The following is a 24,723-nucleotide window of genomic DNA, read 5'->3' on the forward strand; positions in this document are numbered from 1 at the left end:
CATCGTTGGGTTTTACAACAACGAACGGCTGCACTCGAAACTGGGATATCTGCCACCGACCGTTTACGAACGGGCGATGGCGTCAAAATCACCTATCGAGGTGTCCGGAATTAGTTGACCACTACAGACCTGCGGGCATGCACTGGGGAAACAAAAGGAGGCCAACTCGTAAGGTTTTAGACATGGCTTAAATTGAATCAATTATGACTAATTCTGCCATTATGGCCGCAGAAGCAGGCGTGCACAATGAAGCCACTCCCTAAGAGGCTTCATGATGAAAATTCGGCAAATACGCAACGCTACGATAATTCTCGAATTCGGCCTCACCCGCATCCTCGTCGATCCTATGCTCGCGCCGAAAGGTGCGCTTCCACCTCTGCGCTTGTTCGGCGCCAGATTGCGAAACCCGTTGGTTGACTTGCCTGAGTCAACTGCCAACGCACTTGAATCGGTGACGCATTGCCTGATCACACATTGTCAGAAGGGGCACTTTGATCACTTGGATCGGGCAGCGACGCGCTGGCTGAGGGAAAAGCAGATTCCAGTGATCTGTACCCCCGCGATGCTCCATATCTGGCCAAGCGTGGCTTAAACATCCGACCGCTTACGAACGACCACGAGCAGGGTATCCCCTTCCTTGGCGGCACGATTCACACGGTCAAATGTACCCATGGAGAAGGCTTTATTGGCAAATTGATGGAGCATGGTGTCGGTTACTTCATTGAGATGCCGGGGGAACCCAGTATCTACCTGAGTGGCGATACTATTCTTTCACCAGTTGTACGGGAGTTCGTTTTACGCCATCAGCCCCAAGTTAGCGTAGTGCCAGCCGGTGGTGCACAGTTCGATATCGGTGGCGAAATCATCATGGGAATTGAAGAGGTTGTTGAGTTCACAAGAATATCCAAAGGTACAGTTGTAGCGAACCATTTAGAGGCGGTGGGTCATTGCCCGGTATCCCGTACTGATCTTTCAGCGGCAGCAATTCGTGCAAATATCGAATCGAGACTGCGTATTCCCGCAGATGGCGAAACCTTAGAGCTGACTAGGTGTTAATACTGTTTGCCTACCGGAGAGCAGCGGGAGGTCAGTGTTGAACCTCCCGCCTTTCATACACCCCCTTTATGACGTACCCATTCCTCGAGACAGATCGGCGGACGTATCGGATGCTGCTCGGTGCTCCCCTTCCGGTTTCACGGCCACGTCCGAGTGATCAGTCGTTTTTGTCACCGTATCGCGTACCGCTTCAAAGCCTTCCCGTGCCTGTTGCTTGACCTTGTCGGCCAGGCCTGCGCTGGTTTTGCCCATATAGCGTTGCTCAGTCGCTGACGAAGGGAATGCCGCCCCCAACATGGCCCCTAACGCGATACCCGCAGCGGCAACCATCAGGGGCTGCTCCTTCAGTAACTGGCTGAATTGATTGCTCATCACGTGTGTACTGCGCACTAAACGGTCGCTGGCGTCATGAACGGCATGGCTGATGTTTTCGGTGGCAGCCCCCAAGTTGTCACCAAGGTTCGCCGCTTTGCCTTTAACGGTTTGGAAGCCCTCCTTGAGCGTGTCCGCAGTCTGGTGCAAATGGTCACGGGCACTGTCGATACCATCAGCAAGGCCATCGGCCCATTCCCCTACTTTGTTCTGATCCGGGCCCACGCGATAACCTGGGAGAGCGGATGGTGGACGGTTCTGGCTCATCATCAACCACAGCAAACCAACCGACGTCAGCACCGCAGGAACGGGATTATTACGAACATTGGTTCCCAGGTTGGTCAGGAACGTCGTGCCGTTGCTCTGCATGAAGGACAACGCCTGATCGAACACCTGACCCGGTGTGAATTTGCTTTCCAGTGCATCGACGATGTTACCGATGCTGGCCCGTTGCGCGTCTATTTCACGTTCGATGGCCTCGGGGCTTTTCTGCGACTCAGTTTCGAATTCACTGTTCATGAGACTTTCCTCCGCAGCGCTTCCTGATCTTTATTCAAAGCATCCAGCGTGCGATCAGGCTTGAAGTTGGACGGTTCGAATTGTTTTTTCCCCGACTGCAGCATGGCGAACCCTACGATCATCACCACCGCACCGACAATCAGCGCTGCCAACCACGGCGCCATCACAGTGCTGAGGCCATAGACGGCGGACATCAACAAAATGATGAACCCCGCCAGCAGCACAATCACACCACCCGCGACACCGGCAATGCCTGCCTTGAGTGTCGTGAGACTGGCTTGAAACTCAGCTTTGGCCAAAGCGAGCTCCTTGGTGAACAGCGCGGGTACTTCGCGGGACAGCTGCCGTAACAGCCCGACGACCGAAGCGTCAGAATCAGGCGCGAGCACCGGTCTTACCTCCGGCAAATCTTGATCTTCTCTGTTCATCACAGCGCTCCTTTGAAGGATGTAGAACCGGGTGTCGAGTTCGTTGCGAAGTCCGAAAGATGGTCTTGCTCATTTGGCGAAGCCGGGGTGATGCCAGTGGCTAGACCGGGGCTTTGATCGGTGCGAGATGGAACGGAGGTTTCATAGGGTCGTTGAGCGCCAAAACCACCAGACGGAGGCTTTGAGTTACCTGCTGCCGGGTCGCTAGAGTCGGTGAATGTCGCCGCAGGGGCGCTACCGGCCTTCAGAAAGCGCGATAGGCCAAAACCCAGTGCAATGCTGCCAGCAATGAACAGTGTCGGGTTGTTACGAGCCAGGTCGGCGCCGTCATGGAGCAATTGTTCGGCACTTTTTCCACGCAGGTTCCCGGCTAGGCCGCTCAAGGATTCCGCCATCTCAGCGAGGTAGTCGGACATGCCGAGCGCGTCTTTGCTTTCAAGTTCGGAAACGACGGATTTCGCTCCCTTTGCCAACGCCTCAATCTGGTCTGCTGCCTTATCTCGGTATTCACCGAACTGCGCGTCAGCCTGCTGCCTGGCGCCGCCAAGCGCCTCAGTTACGTTTTCTTTCAAGTGTTCGAAGTTCTGCTCTGACCCTGATGAGTCGGTTTTATCTGCCTGACTCCCAGTGGTGCTGTCTGAAGTATTCATGTCGTCCCTCGCCTTCTGAATGAAAAAGCGTTATCAGGGTTCGCCACGAAGTACCCGTAGCCCCCCTCATTCCAGATGACGGAGCAGCGTTATGGAGAGTTCCAACGGAATGATGAGTGATGCTCTCAGTCCGTCGCTTGGATGGCGGTGGACTCACTTACCTGCACCAGCGACGAGGAAAGAAGAGGTAACGGCTTAGGCGTTTCGCGGGAAATGCATGGTGAACCGTGGCCCGAGCAAGAGCAAAGTTTTCTACCAATTCGTTGTGAATGCACTGTCGATCCGGGAACGGTATTGACGGTAAGATTTTTCCACGCCCACATGCAAACACGATTATGGAACTGGTCAGCGACCCATTCAGAGCCGATTTGGTGTGCTACATGGAACTTTGTCGAGATTAACTATATTGAATCAGACAAAACTGAAAGCTACATACATAAAAAACCCCGACCAGTCACCTGATCGGGGTTTTGCTTTACTACCCGTTCCCGCTTAATGCGAAACGCGGCTAGTACCATCCACAGTAGCAATCCGCACCCGCTCGCCAACACGGAACACTTCATTCTCCTGAACCTGTTGCACGTAGGCGCGCATGCTGCCGTCGTCTTCGCGAACGGTGATTTCGACGCCCTGGGCGCGGGTCAGGCCTTCTTCTGTGGCCGAGCCGATCAGGCCGCCAGCAACGGCACCGATAACCGCAGCAACGATGCTGCCACGCCCACCACCGATAGCGCTACCGCCGACACCGCCCACGACGGCACCAGCCGCGCCGCCGATTGGGGTTTTGGTGCCTTCGATTTTGACCGGTCGCAGGGATTCGATGGTGCCCATGCGAACGGTCTGCACGCGACGCGCTTCGTCACGGGAGTAGGAGTCACCGGTCAGACTGGACTGGCAACCAGTGAGCAACATCGCCATCGTGGAAAAGGAAGCAACCAGCAGAACAGACTTACGCATAGCATCAACTCCAAAGGACAGGTATTCATTAAACTCCGCAGCTTGACGTCTGTCACGGCGTCGCCCGGATAAAATTGGTTTGATTCAGGCCCGGTACAGGCACCTCCACGAACTCAACACACAGTAGCGGCAAATTCCGGAATCTGCGCCGCTGACCCAAGGATTGTCATGGATTACTTCATCATTGTCGTCACTACCGTTGCCGGATTGTATTTCCACTGGTGGCTATACGTGCGGATCAAACGCTGGATGGACCGCGATCTGGCGTTGGCACTGGCGGGAAAAGACGAGCAGAAAAAAGCTTTCATGCTCCAGCAACTGGCGAACGCTCAGGCGCAGAAGATCAAGCGCCGGGACCTGCCGCAGTGGCTTGAAGCCGCTGCGGCAGGCTATCCCGATCGGTAGACTGCTTAGGGTGCCAGACGTTCAAGAATCCAGTTGGCGCCCTGCAAGCGGTAGTTGAGGCGATCGTGCAGGCGGCTCGGACGGCCTTGCCAGAACTCGATGCGCTCCGGTAACAAACGGTACCCCCCCCAATGCTCAGGGCAATGAGGTTGCGTGTCGCTGAAACGTTGCTCGGTGGTCTTGAGCAACGCTTCCAGTTCAGCGCGATCGGCGATCACCCGGCTCTGGGGCGAAGCCCAGGCACCGAGACGACTGCCCAGCGGCCGGACCTGGAAGTAGGCGTCGGACTCTTCAGGCGTAACCTTCACCACTCGCCCTTCGATGCGCACCTGACGCTCCAGGGCCGGCCAGAAAAAGGTCATGGCCGCGAACGGGTTCGCGGCCAGATGCTGGCCCTTGGCGCTGTCGTAGTTGGTGAAGAAGGTGTAGCCCTGCTCGTCCAGCCCCTTGAGCAGCAGAATGCGGCAATGCGGCCGACCGTCCTGATCGACGGTGGCCAGGGTCATGGCGTTGGCTTCCACCGGCGCCTGCTCGGTTTTCACCGCGTCGGCGAACCACTGATGGAACAGCGCGAATGGCTCGGCCGGGGCTTGCGCCTCGGTCAGGCCATCACGGGTGTAGTCGCGACGCATATCAGCCAGGCCCTGGGTCATGGCGCATTCCTTTTAGTTAACGAATCACTTCTTTGTGGCGTCGGCGTCGGGGGCTGCGGCGGTGACTTTTTTCGAGTCAGCAGCGGCTTTGGCCGGAGCAGTCTTTTTCGCCGGAGTCGCGGTTTTAGCTGGCGACTTCTTGGCGGCGGCTTTCTTGGTCGGGGCCTTTTTCGCGGCGGGTACAGCCGCTTTTTTCGCGGCTGGCGCAGGGGTGACCGGCGTGGCCACTGGCTTGATGTCCTTGGCAGCGACCTGGCTCACTGGCGCCGGCGCCGGCATGTTGTACTTGCTCAGCAACGCGACCATGGTGTTTTGCGGGGTCACCAGCAGTTCGACGCGACGGTTCAAGGCACGGCCTTCGTTGCTGTCGTTGGCAGCACGCGGGGCTTCGCCACCCATACCGCGCAGCATCAGACGATCACGCTGCAAACCGCTGAGGCGGAAAATCGCTGCCACGGCCTGGGCACGCTCCTGGCTTAGTTTCACGTTGGCCGGGGCGGCGCCCGACGTATCACTGTGGCCTAGCACCAGCACGGCAGTTTTCGGATCAACTTCAAGGATTTTCGCGACGCGAGTAAACGGGCCGAGGGTCACCGGCAGCAGCATGGCCGGACGGTCTGGGTTGAACGAGCCTTCTACCGGCGCGGTCAGCACCAATACGTTTTCACGGCGCTCGAGTTGCAGGTTGCTGCCCTTGATCGCTTCGCGCAGGCGCGGTTCGTAGTCGTCGAGCCAGGCCTGAGTGACTTTAGGATCAGGCATTGGCACGGCTTTAGCGGTGCTTTGCTCTTTACCACCGAACGGCCACCACCATTTGCCACCTGCATCGGCCTCAGCCTTGGCCACCTCGACCGGTTTGGCTTCAGGCTTGGCTTCAGCTTTCACTTCAGGCTTTGCAGGCGTCTTGCCGGCGCCGTCATCGGAACCGAACAGCCAGTACCAAGGGTTGGAGCTTTCAGCCTTTGCAACCGGAGCGGTCGCGGCAGGCTTCAAAGGTGCCGGGGCTGGGGTCGGAGCCGGGGTTTTAGCGGCGACTTTGTCGGAGGACCCGAACGGCCACCAGCTGCTGCCATCCGAGTCATTTTGTGGAGTTTGTGCGCAACCGGTAATAGCGAAGCACAGGGCCAAAGCGAGGGTTTTATTGGAAGACATTGGATATCCACAAAATGAAGTAATGAACTATCAGGCCGGATTGACCCGGATAAACAGACGCTTGGAAATCAAAAAGGCCTTGGGGTTCCGGCCCTGGAACCCCTGAGCGCGTTTTACAGACAAGTGGCCAGTGCCCGCACAAGCTTTTGCGCGCGCGGATCCATCAAGACGTACGGCCCTAGGGTATTTGTCACAAAGCCGAAGGCCACATCGTGTTCCGGGTCAGCAAAACCGGTGGAACCGCCGGCACCCGGATGACCGAACGCACGAGGGCCGAGGCCGTAGGTGGCGTTGGGGACGTCCGGTTGATCGAGCATGCAACCCAGGCCGAAACGGGTCCGGGTCAGTAAAGTCTTGTCCTCGCCGAGGCTGTGCTCGCGCGTCATTTCGTCGAGCATTTCGCTTTCCAGCAAGCTGCCATCGAGCAGACCGGCATAGAACCCGGCCAGGCTGCGGGCATTGCCGTGACCATTGGCGGCCGGTTGCTGCATGCGTCGCCACTCGGGTTTGTTGGTGCTGGTCATGATCGACGGCGGGTTAGTGAACGCCCTCGTGGTCATGGCCGTCGGCTCGCGCATGGTCACTTGCAGCAAGCGCTGGGCCGCGGCATCGCCGACATTGCCCTTGCCACGAGCGATGTGCGCCACGCGATGGAACTCTTCGTCCGCCAGGCCGACGTGGAAATCCAGGCCCAAAGGCTTCGCGACCCGAGCCACGATGGACTCACCCGGCCCACGACCGTCGGCACGACGCAGCAACTCACCGACCAGCCAGCCGTAGGTGATCGCGGCGTAACCGTGACCGACGCCCGGCGTCCACCACGGTTCTTCGGCGGCCAGGGCGTCAACCATGGTTTGCCAGTCGTAAAGGGCTTCCGGGGCCAGCAGCTCACGCAGCGCCGGCAAACCGGCCTGATGGCAGAGCAATTGACGCAGGGTCACGGATTCTTTGCCGGCGGCGGCGAACTCGGGCCAGTAGCGGGCAACCGGTGCATCCAGTTGCAGTTTGCCTTCGGCCACCAGTTGCAGGGCGGTCACAGCGGTAAAGGTCTTGGTGCAGGAGAACAGGTTGGCGATGGTGTCGCTGTGCCAGGCTTCGGTGCCGTCCTTGTCAGCGCTGCCGGCCCAAAGGTCGACCACGGTTTCACCGCCAATCTGGATGCACAACGCTGCGCCACGTTCCTGAGGATCGTCGAACAGCGCCGCGAAAGCCTCACGCACCGCTTCAAACTTCAGCTCGTAAAAACCCTGAATCTGCACCCGCAACTCCTCTGGATAATGTTCTACAAAGTGGCCGCATTGTTCCAGCCCTCGAGGGTTTTGGGAACTGTGGCAAGCTGGGCGGTCGCCCACCTATGGATTGGATCAGATCTTTAGGGTGCCTTGGCGGACGCCTTCGCGAGCAAGCCCGCTCACACATTCGACCGAGTTCTTTCAGAAAGAATGCAATTGAATGTGGGAGCGGGCTTGCTCGCGAAGAACGATGACACGGTTTCAGCTATTTAATGGCCATTGCCGGAATGCCCACCCGCATGACCAGCGCCCTGCCCCGGGCCTTTGCCGGCGTCGCCTTTTCGGCCGGCCTCGGCGGCATGGCTGGCTTTTTCAGCTTCGGCGCTGGCCTTCTCGGCTTCTTTACCGAGATGATCGACGGTCTGCAAATTGCTTTTGCGTACGCTGTCGACGAAGCCCTGGAACGGCAGATCGGTAATGCCCACCAGGCCAAAGTGCCCGTTCTCGCCATCCAGTAGACGACCGGTAACCGGTTGGTCAAGGTATTGGAACCAGTGCACGCCGACGATCGACGGTTCGCTCATCGCCTGTTTGAGGAAATTGGCGTAGGCCGGCCCACGGTCTTCTTCCTTCGCCAATTGCGTCACGCCGCCCCAGAACGGGCCGCGATCTGCGGAGCCGAAGTTGAACTCAGTGATCAGCACCGGTTTATCCAGGCTGCGCAGCGTGGCGAAGTCGTAACCGTCCTGCGGTTGCAGGGTGTACATGTTGAAGCTCAACACGTCGCAATACTGGGCGCAGGACTCAACCGCTTCCGGGGTGCTGATGGCAAACCGGCCGCCCAGCAACAGCTGATTCGGCGCGTGCCACTTGAGCGAGTCGGAGAGGGTCTTGAAGTACGTGTCGGCGAAGACCTTCTGGAAGTATTTGAAGTCGGCTTCGATTTCCGGGTGTTCGGCGCTTGGCAGCGGCGGCACGAAGCCTGGGTCTTCCATCAATTCCCAGGCCGGCAAATCAATGCCCCAGGCTTTGGAAAGGCCCGCCTGATTGCGGTACTTGTCCCGCAATTGCTTGAGGAATGCGCGCTTGGCCGGCACGTCGGTGGTCATTTTCAAGGTACCGTAGGCCAAGGCGTAACGGGCTTTCGGGTCGTCGCCGGGACCGGCCCAGGCCAATTCGTTGTCGGCAAAGTAGCCGATCAGCCATGGATCGTCGCGATGGTCGCGCGCGGCGATGGCCACGGCACGTTCGGTGGCCATGGCGAATCGTGGGTCAAACGGATCGGGCATGCCGCCCCACCAGTCGGTGCCGGTGCTGATGCTGGCGTAATCGCCGACGATCGACAGCGGCAAGGTGTACGGCACGCGATCAGCGTTGGCCAGCGCCGGGGCGCTCCAGTTGCCGAGGGTGTTGAAGCCCCAGGCTTGCAGGCGATCAAGGGTGTGACTGGCCCAGCGCTGTTCATCAACCACCGCTTTGCAGGGTTCGGCAGGTGTTTGCTCAGTTGCTATGGCGGCGGTCGCTTCAACGGCGCCGGTCTTGGCGGCTTCGGCGACACCGGATTCGGCCGCAGAAGGAACGACAGGTTGCTCAGCAGCCTTTTCTACCGTTGCCGTTGCCGCAACCGCGTCAGCCTTGGCCGCTTCGGCGACACCGGCCTTAGTGTCGCTGGTCACCACACACGGCGGACCATACAGACGCTGCAAGTTGGCGCCATAGAAGTCGTACCAGCGACCGGCATTGTAGCCTCGGCCCTGATCGACGCCGTTGCCGCCACGGTTATCGCCTTCGCCATAGTGGCTGGCCAGCGGCTCGTCGGGTTTGGGCAGGGATTCAAACATCCACTCGCGGCCGGCGACGTAGGTCTGGTCGACGTCCGGGGTGACGGTGTTGACCCCGAGGGAATAGAACGGATGGCCTTCCGGGGTCACCAGGTACCAGCGACCGTCGCGCTTCTCAGTGCGGAAAAACCCGCTGGCCTTGAATGCCGGGCCTTTGTTCCAGCCACCGAACTTGTCCAGGGACGACTTCTCGCGCTCGGCCAGCCAGGTTTTCAGTTGCTGATGTTCCTTGGCGGCGGCGCTTTTCAGTTGCTCGTCGCTGCTGACTTTCTCTGGCCATTTGGCCCGTGTCGACTGGCCGTAAGCGTCTACAAGGCCGCCAAAAGCCGCTTGGGTGACCGCATCGCCGTCCTGCACGCCAAAGCGCTCAAGCAGAATGCTTTGCGCGACTTTCGGCTGATCCATCGACAAGGTCACCGACACCACCTGGCTGCGCTCCAGCTCACCGGCGCTGCTGGCCAGCAATACGCGCTGCCCCTCAAAAGTGATCGGCATCGGCGGGCCGGCTTTCAGGCCAAGGTTCAATGGCGTAAATGGCTGCAGCGGCACCCATAAAGTTTGCGCAGGGCCGGCCGGCAAGTCGACGCGGCTGACCAGTGTCTTGCCGTCGTTGCTCTGGATTGTCACGTACAGGGTCACGGCCCAGTTCATTGCGCTCTGAATCCGCAAACTCATGAAACCCGACTGGGACCAGTCCCAGGCGCCCGTCTGCGGGGTCAGACGCAAGGTCGGTTGTGCCACCGGATTGAACGTCACCCGACGCAGCACTTCGCCTTCGGCCGTTTGCTCGGCGTTGGATTGCGGCAAGCTGGCGTCCTGAGTCGCCACCTGGACCACATCGGCGGGGCGCACAAAGTTGAACAGCGTCTGTTGGCCGGCAGGAGCCGCCAGCAAAGGGGCTGCGAACATCAGAGCGAAAACGGCAGGTAACGAACGGCGCAGCGAACGGCGAATCATGAGAACGAAATTCTCCCTAACGACCCAGATGGGCCAGTGGAAATGCGATGGCAGAGAGATAGACAACGGGTTGGGCAAAATTGCCCAGCCCTGTATCAGGAAATTTCACGACGGAAGGGTGGCAACGCATTGAGGATCGCTTTGCCATAACGCTGGGTCACCAGACGTCGATCGAGCAAGGTGATGGTGCCGCGGTCTTCTTCGGTACGCAGCAAGCGACCGCAGGCCTGGACCAGCTTCAGCGAAGCATCCGGCACGGAGATTTCCATGAACGGATTGCCACCTCGAGCCTCGATCCACTCGGCCAGGGCCGCTTCGACCGGATCATCGGGCACCGAGAATGGAATCTTCGCGATCACCACGTGTTCGCAGTACGCACCGGGCAAGTCGACCCCTTCGGCGAAACTCGCCAGGCCGAACAACACGCTGGAATCACCGCCATCGACCCGCGCCTTGTGCTTGTTCAGGGTTTCCTGTTTCGACAGGTTGCCTTGAATGAACACTTGCTTGCGCCAGTCGCGGTCGAGGCCGTCGAACACGTCCTGCATCTGTTTGCGCGAAGAGAACAGCACCAGGGTACCGCGCGAACCTTCCACCAAGGCCGGCAAGTCGCGGATGATCGCTGCAGTGTGGGCCGGCGCATCACGCGGATCGGCCTTCAGGTCCGGCACTCGCAGCACGCCAGCATCAGCATGATGAAACGGGCTTGGAACCACTGCGGTCACGGCTTTTTTCGGCAAGCCGGCGCGCATGCGGAAGCGGTCGAAGGTACCGAGCGCGGTCAGGGTCGCGGAGGTCACCAGAGCGCCGTAGGCCACGTTCCACAAATTGCGACGGAGCATTTCCGCCGCGAGGATCGGGCTGGCGTTGACCTCGATGTCGAACAGCGAGCCGCTTTCAGCCAGGGTCAGCCAGCGGGCCATCGGCGGGTTGTCTTCCGGGTCTTCAGCGGTGAAAGCGCCCCACAATTCCCAGTTGCCCGAAGAGCGGGACAACAGGCTGCCGAACAGCGGGTACCACTCTTCGGCCTGGTTGCTGGCGATGCCGATGTTGACCTCGCCGTCCATGCCTTCCTTGAGCAGTTCGGTGAGCCGGGTGAACAGGTCGGTCAGACGGGCAAAGCCCTTCTTCAACTCGACGCCCATTTCGCGCATGTGCTCGGGAATCACCCCGCCGACGAAGCGATGACGCGGCCGCTCGCGACCTTCGACGTCTTCGCCGGGTTTGAAATCGGCAACCTGCTCGCAGGCGCTGAACATGAATTGCTGCTGGGTCTTGATCTCCCGCGCCAACTCCGGCACTTGTTCGATCAACTTGCCCAGGTCGCCCGGCAGCGGATTCTGGGCCAGCAATTTGGTGAGGTTCTTGGCGGTGGTTTCCAGCCAGTCGGCGGTGGAACGCAGACGCGTGTAATGGGCGAAATGGCCGATGGCCTTGTCCGGCAGGTGGTGGCCTTCGTCGAACACGTAGATGGTGTCGCGCGGGTCCGGCAGCACGGCGCCGCCGCCCAGCGCCAGGTCGGCCAGGACCATGTCGTGGTTGGTGACGATCACGTCGACCTTGCCCATGCCTTCGCGGGCCTTGTAGAAGGCGCACTGGCCGAAGTTCGGACAATGGCGGTTGGTGCATTGGCTGTGATCGGTGGTCAGGCGCGCCCAGTCGGCGTCTTCCAGGGCGGTGGACCAACTGTCGCGGTCGCCGTCCCACTTATTGCCGGCGAGTTTCTCGATCATGCTGGTGAACAGCTTCTGACTGGCCTCGTCGACCTCGATCTTGAAACCTTCTTCTTCAAACAGCTGCGCCGTGGCGGTTTGCGCGTGACCTTCCTGCAACAACATGTCGAGCTTGGACAGGCACATGTAGCGCCCGCGCCCCTTGGCCAGGGCAAAGCTGAAATTCAGCCCGCTGTTGCGCATCAGGTCGGGCAAATCCTTGTAGACGATCTGCTCTTGCAGGGCCACGGTGGCCGTGGCAATCACCAGGCGTTTGCCGGCGGCCTTAGCAGTGGGGATGGCGGCCAGGCTGTAGGCCACGGTTTTGCCGGTACCGGTGCCGGCTTCCACCGCGACAATCGCGGGGTCGCCACTGCGCCGGCCTTCGTCGTCGGTGTCGATGTCACCGAGGACCTTGGCAATTTCGGCGATCATCAGGCGTTGGCCGTAGCGCGGCTTGAGGCTCTTGGCTTCAAGAAAACGCGAGTAGGCGCCCTGGATCGTGGTTTTGAGTTCGGTGCTGATCATGATTGTCGGGCGCGAAAAACGCTGGATAAATTTTCAGTGGTTCGGATGGGCCGCTATCATACCCCGCTAATTAATCCCGCGCAGAACGGAGTACCCCAATGACACCTTTTGGCCTTGTTTATACCCTGCATGTACTGTCAGCCCTGGTGTGGGTTGGCGGCATGTTTTTCGCGTGGATGGTCTTGCGCCCCGCGGCGATGAAGGCTTTGGAAGGCCCTGCCCGCTTGAAGCTGTGGGTAGAAGTGTTTCAAGGTTTTTTCCGCTGGGTCTGGGTCGCGGTGGTGCTGTTGCCGATCAGTGGTGTGGGCATGATTCATTTGCAGTACAGCGGTTTTGAAGCGGCACCGCGCTATGTGCAGGTGATGATGGGGTTGTACGTGGTGATGACAGCGCTGTTTATCCGGATTCAGGCGTTATTGTTGCCAGAGTTGCGCACGGCGGTGGCGGCGCAGGACTGGCCGACCGGGGCTGCGACGCTTGGGGAAATTCGCAAGTTGGTGGGGATTAATCTGATTGTCGGGTTGGTGCTGGTGGCGATTGCTGCGGCTCGGCCGATGTTTTAGATCTTGGAGCTCAGGCTTTAAAAAGTATGGAGATCGGCTCCCTTTCCACCCTCTCCACCATGGGGAGAGGGTTGGGGTGAGGGGTGGATCTTACAGACGCTGCACAGTCACGGCACCCGCCGCACCGGCAGATCCCGGCTGACCGTCAGCGCCAGGGCGGCCGCTCTTGCCGCCATCGGCCTTGTAAACGAAACAGCCCTTGGCCTTGCCACCCGCGCCCGGTTTACCGCCAGGCCCGGCCACACCACCGTCACCGCCAGCCACCTGAACCTTGATCAGTTCCGCAGGGTAATTGCGCGGCACTTCCAGACGAACCAGTGCACCCGGCGCACCCGGCTGACCGTCGCTGCCATCACTGCCATCGGCACCACGACCGGCCTGACCCCAGGTACAACCCGGTGCATGACCGTTGGCCCCATCGAGACCGACGAAACCCGGTGCGCCCGCGCCACCGCGAGCGTCCACCAACAACAGCGGCGCACTCAGTGCCTTGATTTGCAAGTTCAGGTTACGCCCGGAGCGGGCGGCCTTGAGGTACGTCCCCGGCGCGCCGCGAGCCGTGATCTGGCTGCCTTCCGACAACTGCGCACGACTGACCTTCAGCTCAAGCGGCTGCTCGCCGGGTACGATGGCGATCCGCGCTTCACGACCCAGACGCAATTCACCGACGGATACCTCCGTCACATTCGAGGGAATCAACAACGTGCCGTAGTCGGCCACTTCCAGGCGTTCCAGCTGCAAGGTGCTGGCGGTGTTGGGCAAACGCATCAGCGAGTTGGTTTCGACGCTCACCACCTGGGCGCAGGCCAACGGGCTGATGAGTGCAGCGAGCAGACAGAGTTTACGCATGGGAAGCCTTAGGCGCGGTCGGAGCCGGGATGGTTTGCAGGTGGAAAACGCCAAAAAAGAGGATCTTCAGGCGATCAAGCCAAGGGTGAGCGCGACCTCTGAGGCTGCGGAAACAGAACACCGCCTCAAGAAGATGAAGGCATGCCAGCAGGCTGCCGGCCAGATCGACCAGCAGATGCAGAGGATTGACAAACGGCATGAGCTGATTGACCAGCACCACCAGCCAGAACAGCAGGGTCAACAACTTCCCCAGCCCCCAAAACACGTTCATACGCTCCACCGTTGAGAATTATTCTTTGCGCGCACAGTACCGGCTTCCACGCGGGATTAGCCAGAGGGCAACGAAAAATTCTTCATGAAGGCCGCCGAATGGCTGCCGGAACGACTTCAATTATCGTCCGACAGCTCTATCTCGGGACTCAGCGATTGATGTGCAACTCCACCCGACGGTTTTTCGCCCGTCCTTCTTCCGTTTCGTTATCGGCCACCGGCTGACTTTGGCCCTTGCCCTCGCTGGTGAGCTTGTTCGGCGCCACGCCCTGACTCAACAGGTAGGCCGCCACGCTACTGGCGCGACGTTCCGAGAGTGCCTGGTTATAGGTGTCCGAGCCGATGCTGTCGGTATGACCGATCACCTTGATGCTCACCACATCGGCACTTTGCAGTTTGGGCATCAGCGAATCCAGCTTGCTCTGCGCGGCAGGGGTCAGTTCGGATTGGTTGAAGGCAAACAGTACGTCGCCCGCGTCGCTCAGGGTGATGACCTCTGATTGAGCAGGTTCAGGTTTCACGCTGGCCGGGTACTGCGGCAATGGGCAACCATGATGTTCGACGGGGGTATTGGCCGGTGTATCAGGGCAGCGATCGCGTCGATCGAAGACACCATCGTCGTCTTCGTCGCCATCCTGGGCGTAACAGATCAAGCCACCGGTCAAGATACCAAGCGCCGCCCCACCGGCCGCCCAACCGCTACTTTCGAGAGCGCCTAGTCCGCCACCGACCAGGCCGCCGATAACGCTGCAGATTGGCCAGGTTCGTTGATTGAGGGGGGCGGTGCCATCGCTGCGAGTAGCGCAACCGGTCAACAGGCTGCCAAGCAGCACAACCGGCAAGACGGTCCGTGTGAGAACACTCATGATGAAAGCTCCTGTGTTACCGGCCAATGCCGGTCACACAGGAGTAAAGACCCGCATCCGCGACTGCACAAGCCGCGGAGTATGAGGGGTTTAGCGGTTGATTTTGATTTCCGTGCGACGGTTCATCGAGCGGCCGTCAGCGGTTTTGTTATCGGCGACCGGTTGGCTTTCACCGGCACCGGTGACAGACACGAATTCGCTGCGGGGTACGCCTTGGGAAATCAGGTACTCGACCACCGAGTGCGCACGACGATCCGACAGTTTCTGGTTGTAGGTATCACTACCTACGCTGTCGGTGTGACCGGTTACGGTCAATTGGGCGGTGCTTGATTCCTGCTTCAGGCGAGTGGCGATTTTGTTAAGTACATCTTTATCGGAAGGGGTAAGTGTGGCCTTGTCGAACTGGAAGTGAACATCGCGAATGACGATGACTTCTTCTTTAACCACGGCCGTTTCTTCGACCACCGGCGCAGGCACCGGTGGAGGGCAACCGTCGGCATCGACCCGCACGCCTCTAGGTGTTCCCGGGCACTTGTCGCGGCTATCCGGCACGCCATCGCCGTCTTCGTCGCCATCACCGTGAACCCAGCAATAGGCCGCAGCCGTGCCGCCGACGAGCAGCGCGCCATACCCCGCCCATGACGAGCTCTCGGTCGCGCCGAGACCTGCACCCACGACACCACCGACCGCCGCACAGGTCGGCCAGTCGGTTTTCTGCAAACCTGCGCAACCAGTCAACACACTGGTTAGCAGAACCAAGGGTAATGCTGCGCGAACTATGCTCATCTAGTTTTCTCCTGAGGGGATCGGCTTAGAACCGATTCAGGTAGTAAAGACCCGAGTTTTAATCTCCGCCAGCAATAGGCAACTGCAGTTTTAACCCCGTGTTCACGGCAAATCGACGCTTTTGCGACAAACCAGCTCTAGGCCCGGCCCTTGGAGCAGGCTAGTCTTGGCAGCTCTGATTGAGGATCTTCGATGATTGCAGGTATTTCTTCGCGCACGCCCCAGCAGGCGTTGGCCGCTTTGCTTGATCGTTATGCCCCCGCGCGCCTGTTGCTGATTGGCGCCAGCGAGTTCCCCGCGCTTGAGGCCTTCAAGCTGGCGCACCCGGACACTCGTGTGGCCCATGCGACACCTGGACCGTTGCCTGCCGAACTGGCGGCGCGCCGGTTTGACCTGGCGCTGGTGGTCGATTGCCTCGAACATTTGCCCAAGCGCGATGGCCTGAACCTGCTTGGCGGGATCCGTAACCTCAATGCCAGTCGCATCGCCGTGCTGGCGGACTTGCCGGCCAGCGGCTGGCAGGAGACCGATTTTTTCTCTCTGGCCCTGCAAGCCAGCGAACGCTTCCAGCGCGACGATCAAGTGCTGACCCTGTTCACCTATGATCTGCTTGACTACAAACAAGTACCCGACTGGCTCAACTCACGGTTCTGGGCCAATCCGGAAAACTTCGGGAAATATTGGTGGTAACGCAATGAGTACATCCATTTGCCCCTGCGGCAGCGGCATCCTGCTGGATGCCTGCTGCGGTCATTACCATGCCGGCCATCCGGCGCCTTGTGCCGAAGCCTTGATGCGTTCGCGCTACAGCGCCTATGTGCTGGGTCTGATAGATTATCTGGTAGCGACCACCCTGCCCGCGCAACAAGCAGGCCTGGATCGGCAGTCCATCAGCGACTGGAGCGCCCAAAGCACCTGGCTGGGCCTTGAAGTGGAAAGCTCCGAGGTCTTGGGCGGTCAGCCGGAACATGCCTTCGTGACCTTCACCGCGCGCTGGCACGACGGCAGCGGTGAACACAGCCACCGCGAGCGCTCGTCGTTCGTGCAGAACGCCGGCCACTGGTATTTCATCGACCCCACCGTACAACTCAAGGCCGGACGCAATGATGCGTGCCCTTGCGCCAGCGGGCAGAAGTTCAAGAAGTGTTGTGCGGGTTATTTCAGCAGTTGAAGTAATCGCAAGAGACTAGACTGGGCATCAAAGGGAGTTACTCAATGCTCAGTCAACGGCGCGTCTTTCAAACCCTCGCCTTGCTCCTGTTTCTGGGGCTCGGCGGCTGCGCGTCCTGGTTCGGCGATGATCTCCCTGAGCCGCAGGTGCATCTGGTCAAGGTCGAAGTGGTCCAGGCCAAACTGATGCAGCAACGATTCCTCCTGCACTTTCGCGTCGACAACCCCAACGACAGTGACCTGACGGTGCGAGGCATCGAGTACCGCATTCACTTGGGCGACATGCTGCTGAGCGAAGGCGAGCACGAGCATTGGTTCACAGTCGGTCCCAAACGCAGTGCCTACTTTAAAGTACCGATCCGCACCAACCTGTGGCCCAAGGTGCGGGATCTGGTGAAACTGCTGAAAAAACCCAAGCAGCCCATTCCCTATCGTCTGGAAGGTGAACTGGAAACCGGTTTATTCATCGCGCACTACGTGCACCTGGCGCGCAATGGCGTGATAATCCCCGCCGATTTAATTCCGGAGCAAAACCGATGACCCAGCAACCCCATGTCCATGGCCCTGACTGCAACCACGATCATGACCATCACGACCACCATGATCACGACCATGGCCATGTCCACGGCCCGAACTGCGGCCACGCCCACCAGGAACCGGTGCGCAACGCCCTGAAAGACGTCGGCCGTAACGACCCTTGCCCCTGCGGCAACGGCAAGAAATTCAAGAAGTGCCACGGCGCTTGATGCTTCGGGTGGAGATCTTCTTCGTCTATTGAATCGCCTTCGCGAGCAAGCCCGCTCCCACATTTGAGTTGCACCAGGCCCAATTTTTGCGGCCACTGCAAATCCCCTGTGGGAGCGGGCTTGCCCGCGAAGAGGCCCTCAAAGTCACCCTCACTTCAGGATCTGCGCAACGCTCACGACCGTCGCGTATTCGCCCTGTAGATTACCCAGCGACATCGCATGCACTTCCTCGGCTGTATGGGTTTTCCCAAAGTAGTCAGCCTTGTCGAAGGTAAAACACGCATCCTCCACGACCCACGTTTCAAACCCCAGATTACCGGCCGTTCGCGCCGTGGATTCCACTGAGTTGTTAGTCGCTACGCCAACGATGAGCAACTGAGCAATCCCCGCCTCTCGCAAACTTTTCTCAAGCCCCGTCGCACAAAACGCATCCGGCACCTGCTTTTGAATAAGCTGCTCACCGGCCTGTGGCTGAAACCGCTCCTGAAATTCCACCCCCGATTGCTGCGGCCAGAACACTGAGTCAGGTGAACGGGACAGGTGCTGCACATGAATGACCGGTCGCCCGGTTCGACGCCAATGCCCTAGCAAATCGAGGATTCGCTGCTCGGCGTGAGGATTATTTCGGCGACCGAGTTTGGGATGCAGGATGCCTTTTTGTTGATCGATGATGATCAGCGCTGCATTTGTTTTAAGCTCCATGCCGGTTTTTCTCATGCTGAGTCATTGAATTTCACGCACTTCAGCATCACCTGTTCCTACAGGCAAGCTATCGAACGCAAACAGGATGACCTGATGCCGGCGTTTGCTGTCCGCAAGTAACGACGTCTCTTGATTTGGAGTACTCCATGATCGACCTGTATTACTGGACCACCCCCAACGGCCACAAAATCTCGATATTCCTGGAAGAAGCCGGCCTGCCCTACAACGTTCACCCGATCAACATCAGCCAGAACGACCAGTTCAAACCCGAATTCCTGAAAATCTCTCCGAACAACAAAATTCCGGCCATCGTCGATCCCGAACCGGCCGATGGCGGTGAGCCGTTGGCACTGTTCGAGTCCGGGGCGATTCTGTTGTACCTGGCAGAGAAAACCGGCAAGTTCCTGCCAAAAGACCTGCGCGGTCGCGAACAAGCGCTGCAATGGTTGTTCTGGCAGATGGGCGGCCTGGGGCCGATGGCCGGGCAGAATCATCACTTCAGCCAGTTCGCTCCGGAGAAGATCCCCTACGCAATCAAGCGCTACATTGACGAGACCGCCCGCCTCTACGGGGTTCTCGACAAGCAGCTGGCCGATAAAGACTTCGTCGCCGGCAGCGAATACAGCATTGCCGACATGGCGATCTACCCGTGGATCGTTTCCCACAAGTGGCAGAGCCAGAACCTGGAAGACTTCCCCAATGTGCTGCGCTGGTTCAACCACATCCAAAGCCGTCCGGCGACGGCGAAGGCGTATGCCCTGGCGGCCAAGGTCAATCCGCCTAAATCCTGAAATAACCTGATACCCCGCTTGCGCGGGCACCTCCTGCTCACTAACGTAGCGCCTTTAATGACGCTACCCCCCGCAGGAGCTTTGCCATGGCCTCGCCAGCCCTTACACATTTTCTTCCCCGGTTCGGCGTTGCCGCAACAGTGGCCGGTGTTTTGAGCCTGACCGGTTGTCAGACCTGGAACACCCAGGACACCCTCCCGCCGACCACCGGCATGCAGCCGCTCAAGGGCCTGGCGCAGAACGTTTCGGTACGCCGCAATGCCATGGGCATGCCGTTGATCGAAAGCAACACCTTCCACGACGCGCTGTTCGCCCTGGGTTACGTCCACGCCAGCGACCGCATCACGCAAATGGTCACCCTGCGCCTGTTGGCTCAGGGCCGTTTGTCGGAGATGTCTGGCTCAGACCTGCTCGACGCTGACCGCTACATGCGCGCCGTCAATCTGAAGAAAAGCGCCGGCGAGCTGTACAAGGCGTCTTCGCCGCGCCTCAAACGCTTCTTCGAAGTCTATGCCCGCGGCGTCAACGCCTACCTGTTCCGCTACCGCGACAAGTTGCCGGCGGACCTCGCGGCCACCGGCTACAAACCTGAATACTGGAAGCCGGAAGATTCGGCGCTGATTTTCTGCCTGCTGAACTTTAGCCAGTCGGCCAACCTGCCGGAAGAAATTGCCTCGCTGATGCTGGCCCAGACCGTCAGCACCGACAAACTCCCGTGGCTGACGCCGTCTGCCCCCGATGAAAAACTTCCGCTGACCGAAGCTGAAAAACTTCAGGGCATCAAGCTCAACGGGCAAGTCCCGGGCCTGGCCGAAATCAGCAAAGCCACGAACCAACTGTCCGATCTGAATTTGCTGGGCGCCACCTCGTCTAACAACTGGGCAATCGGCCCGCAACGCAGCCGCAGCGGCAAAAGCCTGCTGGCCAGCGACAGCCATGGCCCACTGGGCGTGCCGTCGTTGTTCAGCTACGTGCAGATTCGCGCGCCGAAGTACCAGGCTTCTGGTGTGACGATTGCCGGTTTGCCCATGGTGCTCGGCGGTTTCAACGGCAAAGTGGCCTGGAGCATGACCACGGTCATGGGTGACAACCAGGACCTGTTCCTGGAAAAAATCAAACGCCAGGGCAACGGTCTTTCCTACGAGGTCGGCGGCAAATGGCAGACAGCGATCGTGCGCAACGAAACCTACTTCGTCAAAGGCCAGCGGCCGATTCGCGAAGTGGTGTACGAAACCCGCCATGGCCCGCTGCTCAACAGTGCCCAAGGCACGACGCTGGCTAACGGTTTTGGCCTGGCCTTGCAGACGCCGAACTTCACCGATGACAAGACCCTGGACGCGTTTTTCGACCTGTCCCGGGCCCAGACCGTCGAGAAAGCCTCGGACGCCAGCCGAGAAATCCGCGCCATCGCGCTGAACCTGGTATTTGCCGACGCCAGCAACATCGGCTGGCAAGTCACCGGTCGCTACCCAAACCGTCGCGAAGGTGAAGGCCTGCTGCCGTCGCCGGGCTGGGAAAGTCGTTATGACTGGGATGGTTACGCCGACCCGATGCTCCATCCCTATGACCAGGATCCGGCCCAAGGCTGGCTCGGCACCGCCAACCAGCGAGTCATTCCCCATGGCTACGGCATGCAGTTGTCCAACTCCTGGTCGGCACCGGAGCGTGGCGAACGCCTGACCGAACTGGCAGGCGTGGGTAAACACGACACGCGCAGCCTGATCGCCATGCAATACGACCAGACCACGACCTTCGCTGCCAAGCTGAAGAAAATGTTCGAAGCACCGGGCATGTCGCAACCGCTCAAGCAGGCCATTGAAGCGTTGCCTGTGGCGGATCTTGGCAAGGCTCGCGAGGCGTATACCCGCCTGATGGCCTTCGACGGAAAACTCAGCCCGACCTCCGCTGATGCAGCGATTTACGAGCTGTTCCTCCAGCAAAGTACCCAACAGATTTTCCTCGACGAACTGGGCCCGGAAAGCAGCCCTGCGTGGAAAGCCTTTATCGCCAACGGCAAGTTGTCCTACGCGGCCCAGGCCGATCACCTGCTGGGGCGTGAGGACAGTCCGTTCTGGGATGACGCTCGTACGCCGCAGAAAGAAGATAAACCGGCGATCCTCGCCCGCAGTCTGGCGGCAGCGATCAGCGCGGGCGACAGTCAGTTGGGCGGCGATCACAAAGCCTGGCAATGGGGCAAACTGCACCGCTACGAATGGAAAAACGCCAGTGGCCAGACAGTACGCGGTCCGCTCGCGGCCGGTGGCGATCACACCACACTGAATACCGCAGCGTTCGCCTGGGGTCAGGACTTCAACACCACCCTGGCACCGGCCATGCGCTTTATCGTCGACTTCGGCCAAGCCGAACCGCTGATGGGGCAGAACGGTACGGGGCAATCCGGTAATCCGGCGAGTCCGAACTACCTTGACAGCATTGATCCGTGGCTGAAGGGGCAATACATGAGTTTGCCGATGCAGCCGCAGAACTTTGACAAGGTGTATGGGAAGACGCGGTTGACGCTGACACCCGGTAAGTAAGGCTCAACACCGAACCAATGTGGGAGCGGGCTTGCTCGCGAAGGCGTCGTGTCAGTCAATATCATCGTTGCCTGACACACCGCTTTCGCGAGCAAGCCCGCTCCCACACTTGAATGTCACTTGCCCCAAAAACTCGATAGAACTTCTGGCTTCGCGCAAACCTCATAGCTAACAAGTCCCTAGATTTTGGTAACAACTTGGATCTTGTTATCGCGCGTCCTGAAGGTTTGTACTGCCCGGCCGGGGATTTCTACATCGACCCGTGGCGGCCGGTCGAGCGTTCAGTCATCACCCACGCTCACGGCGACCATGCCCGCACCGGCAATCAGCATTATCTGGCGGCCGCTCCCGGCGAAGGGATTTTGCGTGCGCGATTGGGCCAGGACATCAACCTGCAAACCCTGCCATACGGTCAACCCCTGACCCACCATGGTGTCACCTTGAGTTTTCACCCCGCCGGCCATGTCCTTGGCTCGGCTCAGGTGCGTCTGGAATACGGCGGCGAAGTCTGGGTCGCCTCGGGCGACTACAAGATCGAGCCCGACGGCACCTGCGCGGCGTTCGAACCTGTGCGCTGCGATACCTTCATCACTGAATCGACCTTCGGCCTGCCGATTTATCGCTGGCAACCCCAGGCGCAGGTGTTTGCCGAGATCAATCAGTGGTGGCAAGCCAACGCCGCCGCCGACAAAACCAGCGTGTTGTTCTGCTATGCCTTCGGCAAGGCGCAGCGAATTCTCCACGGCATCGATGCCAGCCTAGGCCCCATTCTGGTGCATGGCGCCGTGGAACCGCTCAATCAGATTTATCGCGAAGGTGGTATTTATTTACCGCCAACGATCTATGCCGGCGAGGTAAAAAAGAGCGACCCCATGATGCGCAAAGCGTTGGTCCTGGCCCCGCCTTCGGCTGGCGGCAGCACCTGGATGCGTCGCTTCGGTGACTACAGCGATGGTTTCGCCAGCGGCTGGATGCGTTTGCGTGGCACACGGCGGCGACGTGGCGTGGATCGTGGCTTCGTACTGTCTGACCATGCCGACTGGCCCGGCCTGCTCTGGGCCATAGAACAGACCGGTGCTGAGCGCGTGATGGTGACCCACGGTTCGGTCGGGGTACTGGTGCGCCATCTGCGCGAACAGGGCCTCGATGCCATGAGTTTCAGCACCGAGTACGGCGACGATGAGGAAGAAAACGCAGCCGTCGAACCCGAGAGCACCGAGGTGCTGCCATGAAGGCGTTTGCCGAGCTGTATGCCGAACTCGATGCCACGACGTCGAGCAACGCCAAACTGGCGGCGATGCAACACTACTTCGCCGAGGCCGCGCCGGAAGATGCCGCATGGGCTGTTTACTTTTTGTCCGGCGGGCGACCTCGGCAACTGGTGCCGGTGCGCATCCTGCGAGAATTGGCGGTGGAAATCTCCGGCCTCGCGCCGTGGCTGTTCGAAGAGAGTTATCAGGCGGTCGGCGATCTGGCGGAAACCATATCGCTGGTGCTGCCCGAAGCGCTTCACAGCTCCAACGATGGATTGGCGGTCTGGATTGAAGACAAACTGCTGCCGCTGCGCGGTGCAACCCAGCAAGCCCTCGCCGAGCGACTGCCTGCCCTGTGGTCGCAACTGGACCGCCAGAGCCTGATGCTCTGCATCAAACTGATCACCGGCAGTTTCCGCGTCGGCGTCTCCAAGTTGCTGGTCACCCGCGCCTTGGCGGCCATGGCCGGGCTCGACAGCAAACGCGTCGCCCAGCGACTGGTGGGTTACACCGACCTGTCCAACCGCCCGAGTGCGTCCAGTTACTTGAAGCTGATTGCCACTGAATCGTCTGCCGAACATGCCCAACGGGGCGGTCAGCCCTACCCGTTTTTCCTGGCTCACGCGCTATCACAACCCGTTGAACAATTCGAAGCCCTGCTCGGCCCGGCCAGCGATTGGCAAGTGGAATGGAAGTGGGACGGCATCCGCGCCCAGGTGGTCAAACGCGACGGGCGACTGTGGGTCTGGTCGCGAGGTGAAGAACTGATCACCGAGCGCTTCCCCGAACTCGACAGTCTGGTTCACTGCTTGCCCGATGGTACGGTGATCGACGGTGAAATCGTCGCCTGGAAAACCGAACAACCCACCACCAAGGACGCCATTAATGCTCATTCCCCGGCTTCACCCGCAGTAAAACCTTTCGCGCTTCTGCAACAGCGGATCGGCCGTAAAACCCTGGATAAAAAAATCCTCGAAGAAGTGCCGGTGGTAGTCCTCGCCTACGACCTGCTGGAGTGGCAGGGTGAAGACTGGCGCAACCAGCCTCAAGCCAAGCGTCGCACTCAACTGGAGCACGTCGTCAGCCGCTGTAACAATCCGGTGTTGCTCGCCTCACCGGTGCTCACCGGCGAAGACTGGTTCGACCTCGCCCGACAACGGCAAGCCTCCCGCAAGCTCGGTGTCGAAGGCATGATGCTCAAGGCCCGGGATGCGTTGTATGGCGTCGGGCGTACCAAGGACATGGGCGTCTGGTGGAAATGGAAAGTCGACCCGTTCAGCGTCGATGCGGTGCTGATTTATGCGCAACGTGGTCATGGTCGCCGCGCCAGTCTCTACAGCGATTACACCTTCGCCGTGTGGGACGGCCCACCTGACGCGAGCCAACGCTCACTGGTGCCGTTCGCCAAGGCGTATTCGGGCCTGACAGACGAAGAAATGCGCCAGGTCGACAGCATCGTGCGCAAGACTACCGTAGAGAAATTCGGGCCGGTGAGCAGCGTGACGCCGAGCCTGGTGTTTGAACTGGGATTTGAGGGCATCGCCCTGTCCAAACGACACAAGAGCGGGATTGCGGTGCGGTTTCCGAGGATGCTGCGCTGGCGGCAGGATAAAACCGTCGAAGAAGCTGACAACCTGGCGACGCTTCAGGACCTGTTGAGCTAAACCGAATCCCTGTGGGAGCGGCGGTGCCCGACTTGCTCGCGAAGAGGCCATCACATCCAACATT

Annotated in this window: 26 protein-coding genes; 12 read left to right on the forward strand and 14 right to left on the reverse strand. The window is 59.6% G+C overall.

Going from position 1 to position 24,723, the window contains the following annotated elements; all coding sequences use genetic code 11:
* The first annotated feature begins 271 nt into the window (after nucleotides 1–271).
* On the forward strand, nucleotides 272–592 hold the full coding sequence (locus FQ187_RS30385; protein ID WP_256667310.1) for an MBL fold metallo-hydrolase: 321 nt from the start codon (nucleotides 272–274) through the stop codon (nucleotides 590–592).
* Nucleotides 593–696: 104 nt separating this feature from the next.
* On the forward strand, nucleotides 697–1,056 hold the full coding sequence (locus tag FQ187_RS30390) for a hypothetical protein (RefSeq protein WP_256667311.1): 360 nt from the start codon (nucleotides 697–699) through the stop codon (nucleotides 1,054–1,056).
* Nucleotides 1,057–1,122: 66 nt separating this feature from the next.
* Here FQ187_RS30390 and FQ187_RS13340 read toward each other — a convergent pair whose 3' ends face one another.
* From FQ187_RS13340 to FQ187_RS13360, 4 genes are all read right to left on the reverse strand, one after another.
* On the reverse strand, nucleotides 1,123–1,947 hold the full coding sequence (locus tag FQ187_RS13340) for a DUF3618 domain-containing protein (RefSeq protein ID WP_149629855.1): 825 nt from the start codon (nucleotides 1,945–1,947) through the stop codon (nucleotides 1,123–1,125).
* The gene (locus FQ187_RS13345) at nucleotides 1,944–2,375 is read right to left on the reverse strand and encodes a phage holin family protein (protein WP_149629856.1); all 432 of its coding nucleotides are present in this window, start codon (nucleotides 2,373–2,375) and stop codon (nucleotides 1,944–1,946) included. The genes FQ187_RS13340 and FQ187_RS13345 overlap by 4 nt, the downstream gene beginning before the upstream one ends.
* A complete protein-coding gene (locus FQ187_RS13350; RefSeq protein ID WP_149629857.1) occupies nucleotides 2,375–3,025 on the reverse strand; it encodes a hypothetical protein in 651 nt (216 codons plus the stop codon). The genes FQ187_RS13345 and FQ187_RS13350 overlap by 1 nt, the downstream gene beginning before the upstream one ends.
* A gap of 492 nt (nucleotides 3,026–3,517) precedes the next feature.
* Nucleotides 3,518–3,982 (reverse strand): glycine zipper 2TM domain-containing protein, encoded by a 465-nt coding sequence (locus tag FQ187_RS13360; protein ID WP_074874131.1) that lies wholly within the window; start codon nucleotides 3,980–3,982, stop codon nucleotides 3,518–3,520.
* 168 nt (nucleotides 3,983–4,150) lie between these two features.
* Between FQ187_RS13360 and FQ187_RS13365 the strand changes: the two genes are divergently transcribed.
* Complete coding sequence (locus FQ187_RS13365) at nucleotides 4,151–4,387, forward strand: hypothetical protein (protein WP_033059010.1); 237 nt, start codon at nucleotides 4,151–4,153, stop codon at nucleotides 4,385–4,387.
* A 5-nt stretch (nucleotides 4,388–4,392) separates the two neighbouring features.
* Here the strand turns inward: FQ187_RS13365 and pdxH are convergent, their stop codons facing one another.
* From pdxH to dinG, 5 genes are all read right to left on the reverse strand, one after another.
* Nucleotides 4,393–5,040 (reverse strand): pyridoxamine 5'-phosphate oxidase, encoded by a 648-nt coding sequence (pdxH, locus tag FQ187_RS13370; RefSeq protein WP_149629859.1) that lies wholly within the window; start codon nucleotides 5,038–5,040, stop codon nucleotides 4,393–4,395.
* Nucleotides 5,041–5,064: 24 nt separating this feature from the next.
* On the reverse strand, nucleotides 5,065–6,192 hold the full coding sequence (locus FQ187_RS13375; RefSeq protein WP_149629860.1) for an OmpA family protein: 1,128 nt from the start codon (nucleotides 6,190–6,192) through the stop codon (nucleotides 5,065–5,067).
* A gap of 113 nt (nucleotides 6,193–6,305) precedes the next feature.
* Entirely contained in the window at nucleotides 6,306–7,451 is a 1,146-nt protein-coding gene (locus FQ187_RS13380; RefSeq protein WP_149629861.1) for a serine hydrolase domain-containing protein, read from the reverse strand.
* Between the two features lie 242 nt (nucleotides 7,452–7,693).
* On the reverse strand, nucleotides 7,694–10,222 hold the full coding sequence (locus FQ187_RS13385) for a beta-galactosidase (protein WP_149629862.1): 2,529 nt from the start codon (nucleotides 10,220–10,222) through the stop codon (nucleotides 7,694–7,696).
* Nucleotides 10,223–10,317: 95 nt separating this feature from the next.
* Nucleotides 10,318–12,462 carry an ATP-dependent DNA helicase DinG gene (gene dinG, locus FQ187_RS13390; RefSeq protein WP_149629863.1) on the reverse strand — a complete coding sequence of 715 codons (2,145 nt, stop codon included), beginning with the start codon at nucleotides 12,460–12,462 and terminating at the stop codon, nucleotides 10,318–10,320.
* Nucleotides 12,463–12,560: 98 nt separating this feature from the next.
* Between dinG and FQ187_RS13395 the strand changes: the two genes are divergently transcribed.
* Nucleotides 12,561–13,025 (forward strand): CopD family protein, encoded by a 465-nt coding sequence (locus FQ187_RS13395; RefSeq protein WP_149629864.1) that lies wholly within the window; start codon nucleotides 12,561–12,563, stop codon nucleotides 13,023–13,025.
* A 90-nt stretch (nucleotides 13,026–13,115) separates the two neighbouring features.
* Here the strand turns inward: FQ187_RS13395 and FQ187_RS13400 are convergent, their stop codons facing one another.
* The 4 genes from FQ187_RS13400 to FQ187_RS13415 all read right to left on the reverse strand — a co-directional run bounded on the left by FQ187_RS13400 (nucleotide 13,116) and on the right by FQ187_RS13415 (nucleotide 15,796).
* A complete protein-coding gene (locus FQ187_RS13400) occupies nucleotides 13,116–13,874 on the reverse strand; it encodes a collagen-like protein (RefSeq protein WP_149629865.1) in 759 nt (252 codons plus the stop codon).
* Entirely contained in the window at nucleotides 13,867–14,145 is a 279-nt protein-coding gene (locus FQ187_RS13405) for a DUF1145 domain-containing protein (RefSeq protein ID WP_134418797.1), read from the reverse strand. The genes FQ187_RS13400 and FQ187_RS13405 overlap by 8 nt, the downstream gene beginning before the upstream one ends.
* A gap of 148 nt (nucleotides 14,146–14,293) precedes the next feature.
* Entirely contained in the window at nucleotides 14,294–15,010 is a 717-nt protein-coding gene (locus tag FQ187_RS13410) for an OmpA family protein (protein WP_149629866.1), read from the reverse strand.
* A 90-nt stretch (nucleotides 15,011–15,100) separates the two neighbouring features.
* On the reverse strand, nucleotides 15,101–15,796 hold the full coding sequence (locus tag FQ187_RS13415; protein ID WP_149629867.1) for an OmpA family protein: 696 nt from the start codon (nucleotides 15,794–15,796) through the stop codon (nucleotides 15,101–15,103).
* Nucleotides 15,797–15,988: 192 nt separating this feature from the next.
* On the opposite strand from FQ187_RS13415, the gene FQ187_RS13420 reads away from it, so the two are divergent.
* The 4 genes from FQ187_RS13420 to FQ187_RS13435 are packed head-to-tail and all read left to right on the forward strand — an operon-like array spanning nucleotide 15,989 to nucleotide 17,712.
* On the forward strand, nucleotides 15,989–16,486 hold the full coding sequence (locus FQ187_RS13420; RefSeq protein WP_134418796.1) for a DUF6231 family protein: 498 nt from the start codon (nucleotides 15,989–15,991) through the stop codon (nucleotides 16,484–16,486).
* Nucleotides 16,487–16,490: 4 nt separating this feature from the next.
* Nucleotides 16,491–16,967, forward strand: a complete 477-nt coding sequence (locus FQ187_RS13425) for a YchJ family protein (RefSeq protein ID WP_149629868.1) — start codon at nucleotides 16,491–16,493, stop codon at nucleotides 16,965–16,967.
* Between the two features lie 44 nt (nucleotides 16,968–17,011).
* Complete coding sequence (locus FQ187_RS13430) at nucleotides 17,012–17,506, forward strand: LEA type 2 family protein (RefSeq protein ID WP_149629869.1); 495 nt, start codon at nucleotides 17,012–17,014, stop codon at nucleotides 17,504–17,506.
* On the forward strand, nucleotides 17,503–17,712 hold the full coding sequence (locus tag FQ187_RS13435; RefSeq protein ID WP_007906737.1) for an SEC-C metal-binding domain-containing protein: 210 nt from the start codon (nucleotides 17,503–17,505) through the stop codon (nucleotides 17,710–17,712). The genes FQ187_RS13430 and FQ187_RS13435 overlap by 4 nt, the downstream gene beginning before the upstream one ends.
* Nucleotides 17,713–17,862: 150 nt before the next feature.
* Here the strand turns inward: FQ187_RS13435 and FQ187_RS13440 are convergent, their stop codons facing one another.
* Entirely contained in the window at nucleotides 17,863–18,414 is a 552-nt protein-coding gene (locus tag FQ187_RS13440; RefSeq protein WP_149629942.1) for a cysteine hydrolase family protein, read from the reverse strand.
* A gap of 146 nt (nucleotides 18,415–18,560) precedes the next feature.
* Between FQ187_RS13440 and FQ187_RS13445 the strand changes: the two genes are divergently transcribed.
* The 4 genes from FQ187_RS13445 (at nucleotide 18,561) to FQ187_RS13465 (ending at nucleotide 24,659) form a co-directional block, all read left to right on the forward strand.
* Nucleotides 18,561–19,205: a glutathione S-transferase N-terminal domain-containing protein gene (locus FQ187_RS13445; RefSeq protein ID WP_149629870.1), complete on the forward strand. Its 645-nt coding sequence runs from the start codon at nucleotides 18,561–18,563 to the stop codon at nucleotides 19,203–19,205.
* Nucleotides 19,206–19,291: 86 nt separating this feature from the next.
* The gene (locus FQ187_RS13450; protein ID WP_149629871.1) at nucleotides 19,292–21,742 is read left to right on the forward strand and encodes a penicillin acylase family protein; all 2,451 of its coding nucleotides are present in this window, start codon (nucleotides 19,292–19,294) and stop codon (nucleotides 21,740–21,742) included.
* A gap of 197 nt (nucleotides 21,743–21,939) precedes the next feature.
* Nucleotides 21,940–22,974 carry a ligase-associated DNA damage response exonuclease gene (locus tag FQ187_RS13460; protein WP_149629872.1) on the forward strand — a complete coding sequence of 345 codons (1,035 nt, stop codon included), beginning with the start codon at nucleotides 21,940–21,942 and terminating at the stop codon, nucleotides 22,972–22,974.
* Entirely contained in the window at nucleotides 22,971–24,659 is a 1,689-nt protein-coding gene (locus tag FQ187_RS13465) for an ATP-dependent DNA ligase (protein ID WP_149629873.1), read from the forward strand. Before FQ187_RS13460 ends, FQ187_RS13465 begins: the two co-directional genes overlap by 4 nt.
* The last annotated feature ends 64 nt before the right edge of the window (nucleotides 24,660–24,723 follow it).

Origin of the sequence: Pseudomonas sp. ANT_J28 (assembly GCF_008370005.1) — a bacterium.
Lineage (GTDB): Bacteria > Pseudomonadota > Gammaproteobacteria > Pseudomonadales > Pseudomonadaceae > Aquipseudomonas > Aquipseudomonas frigoris.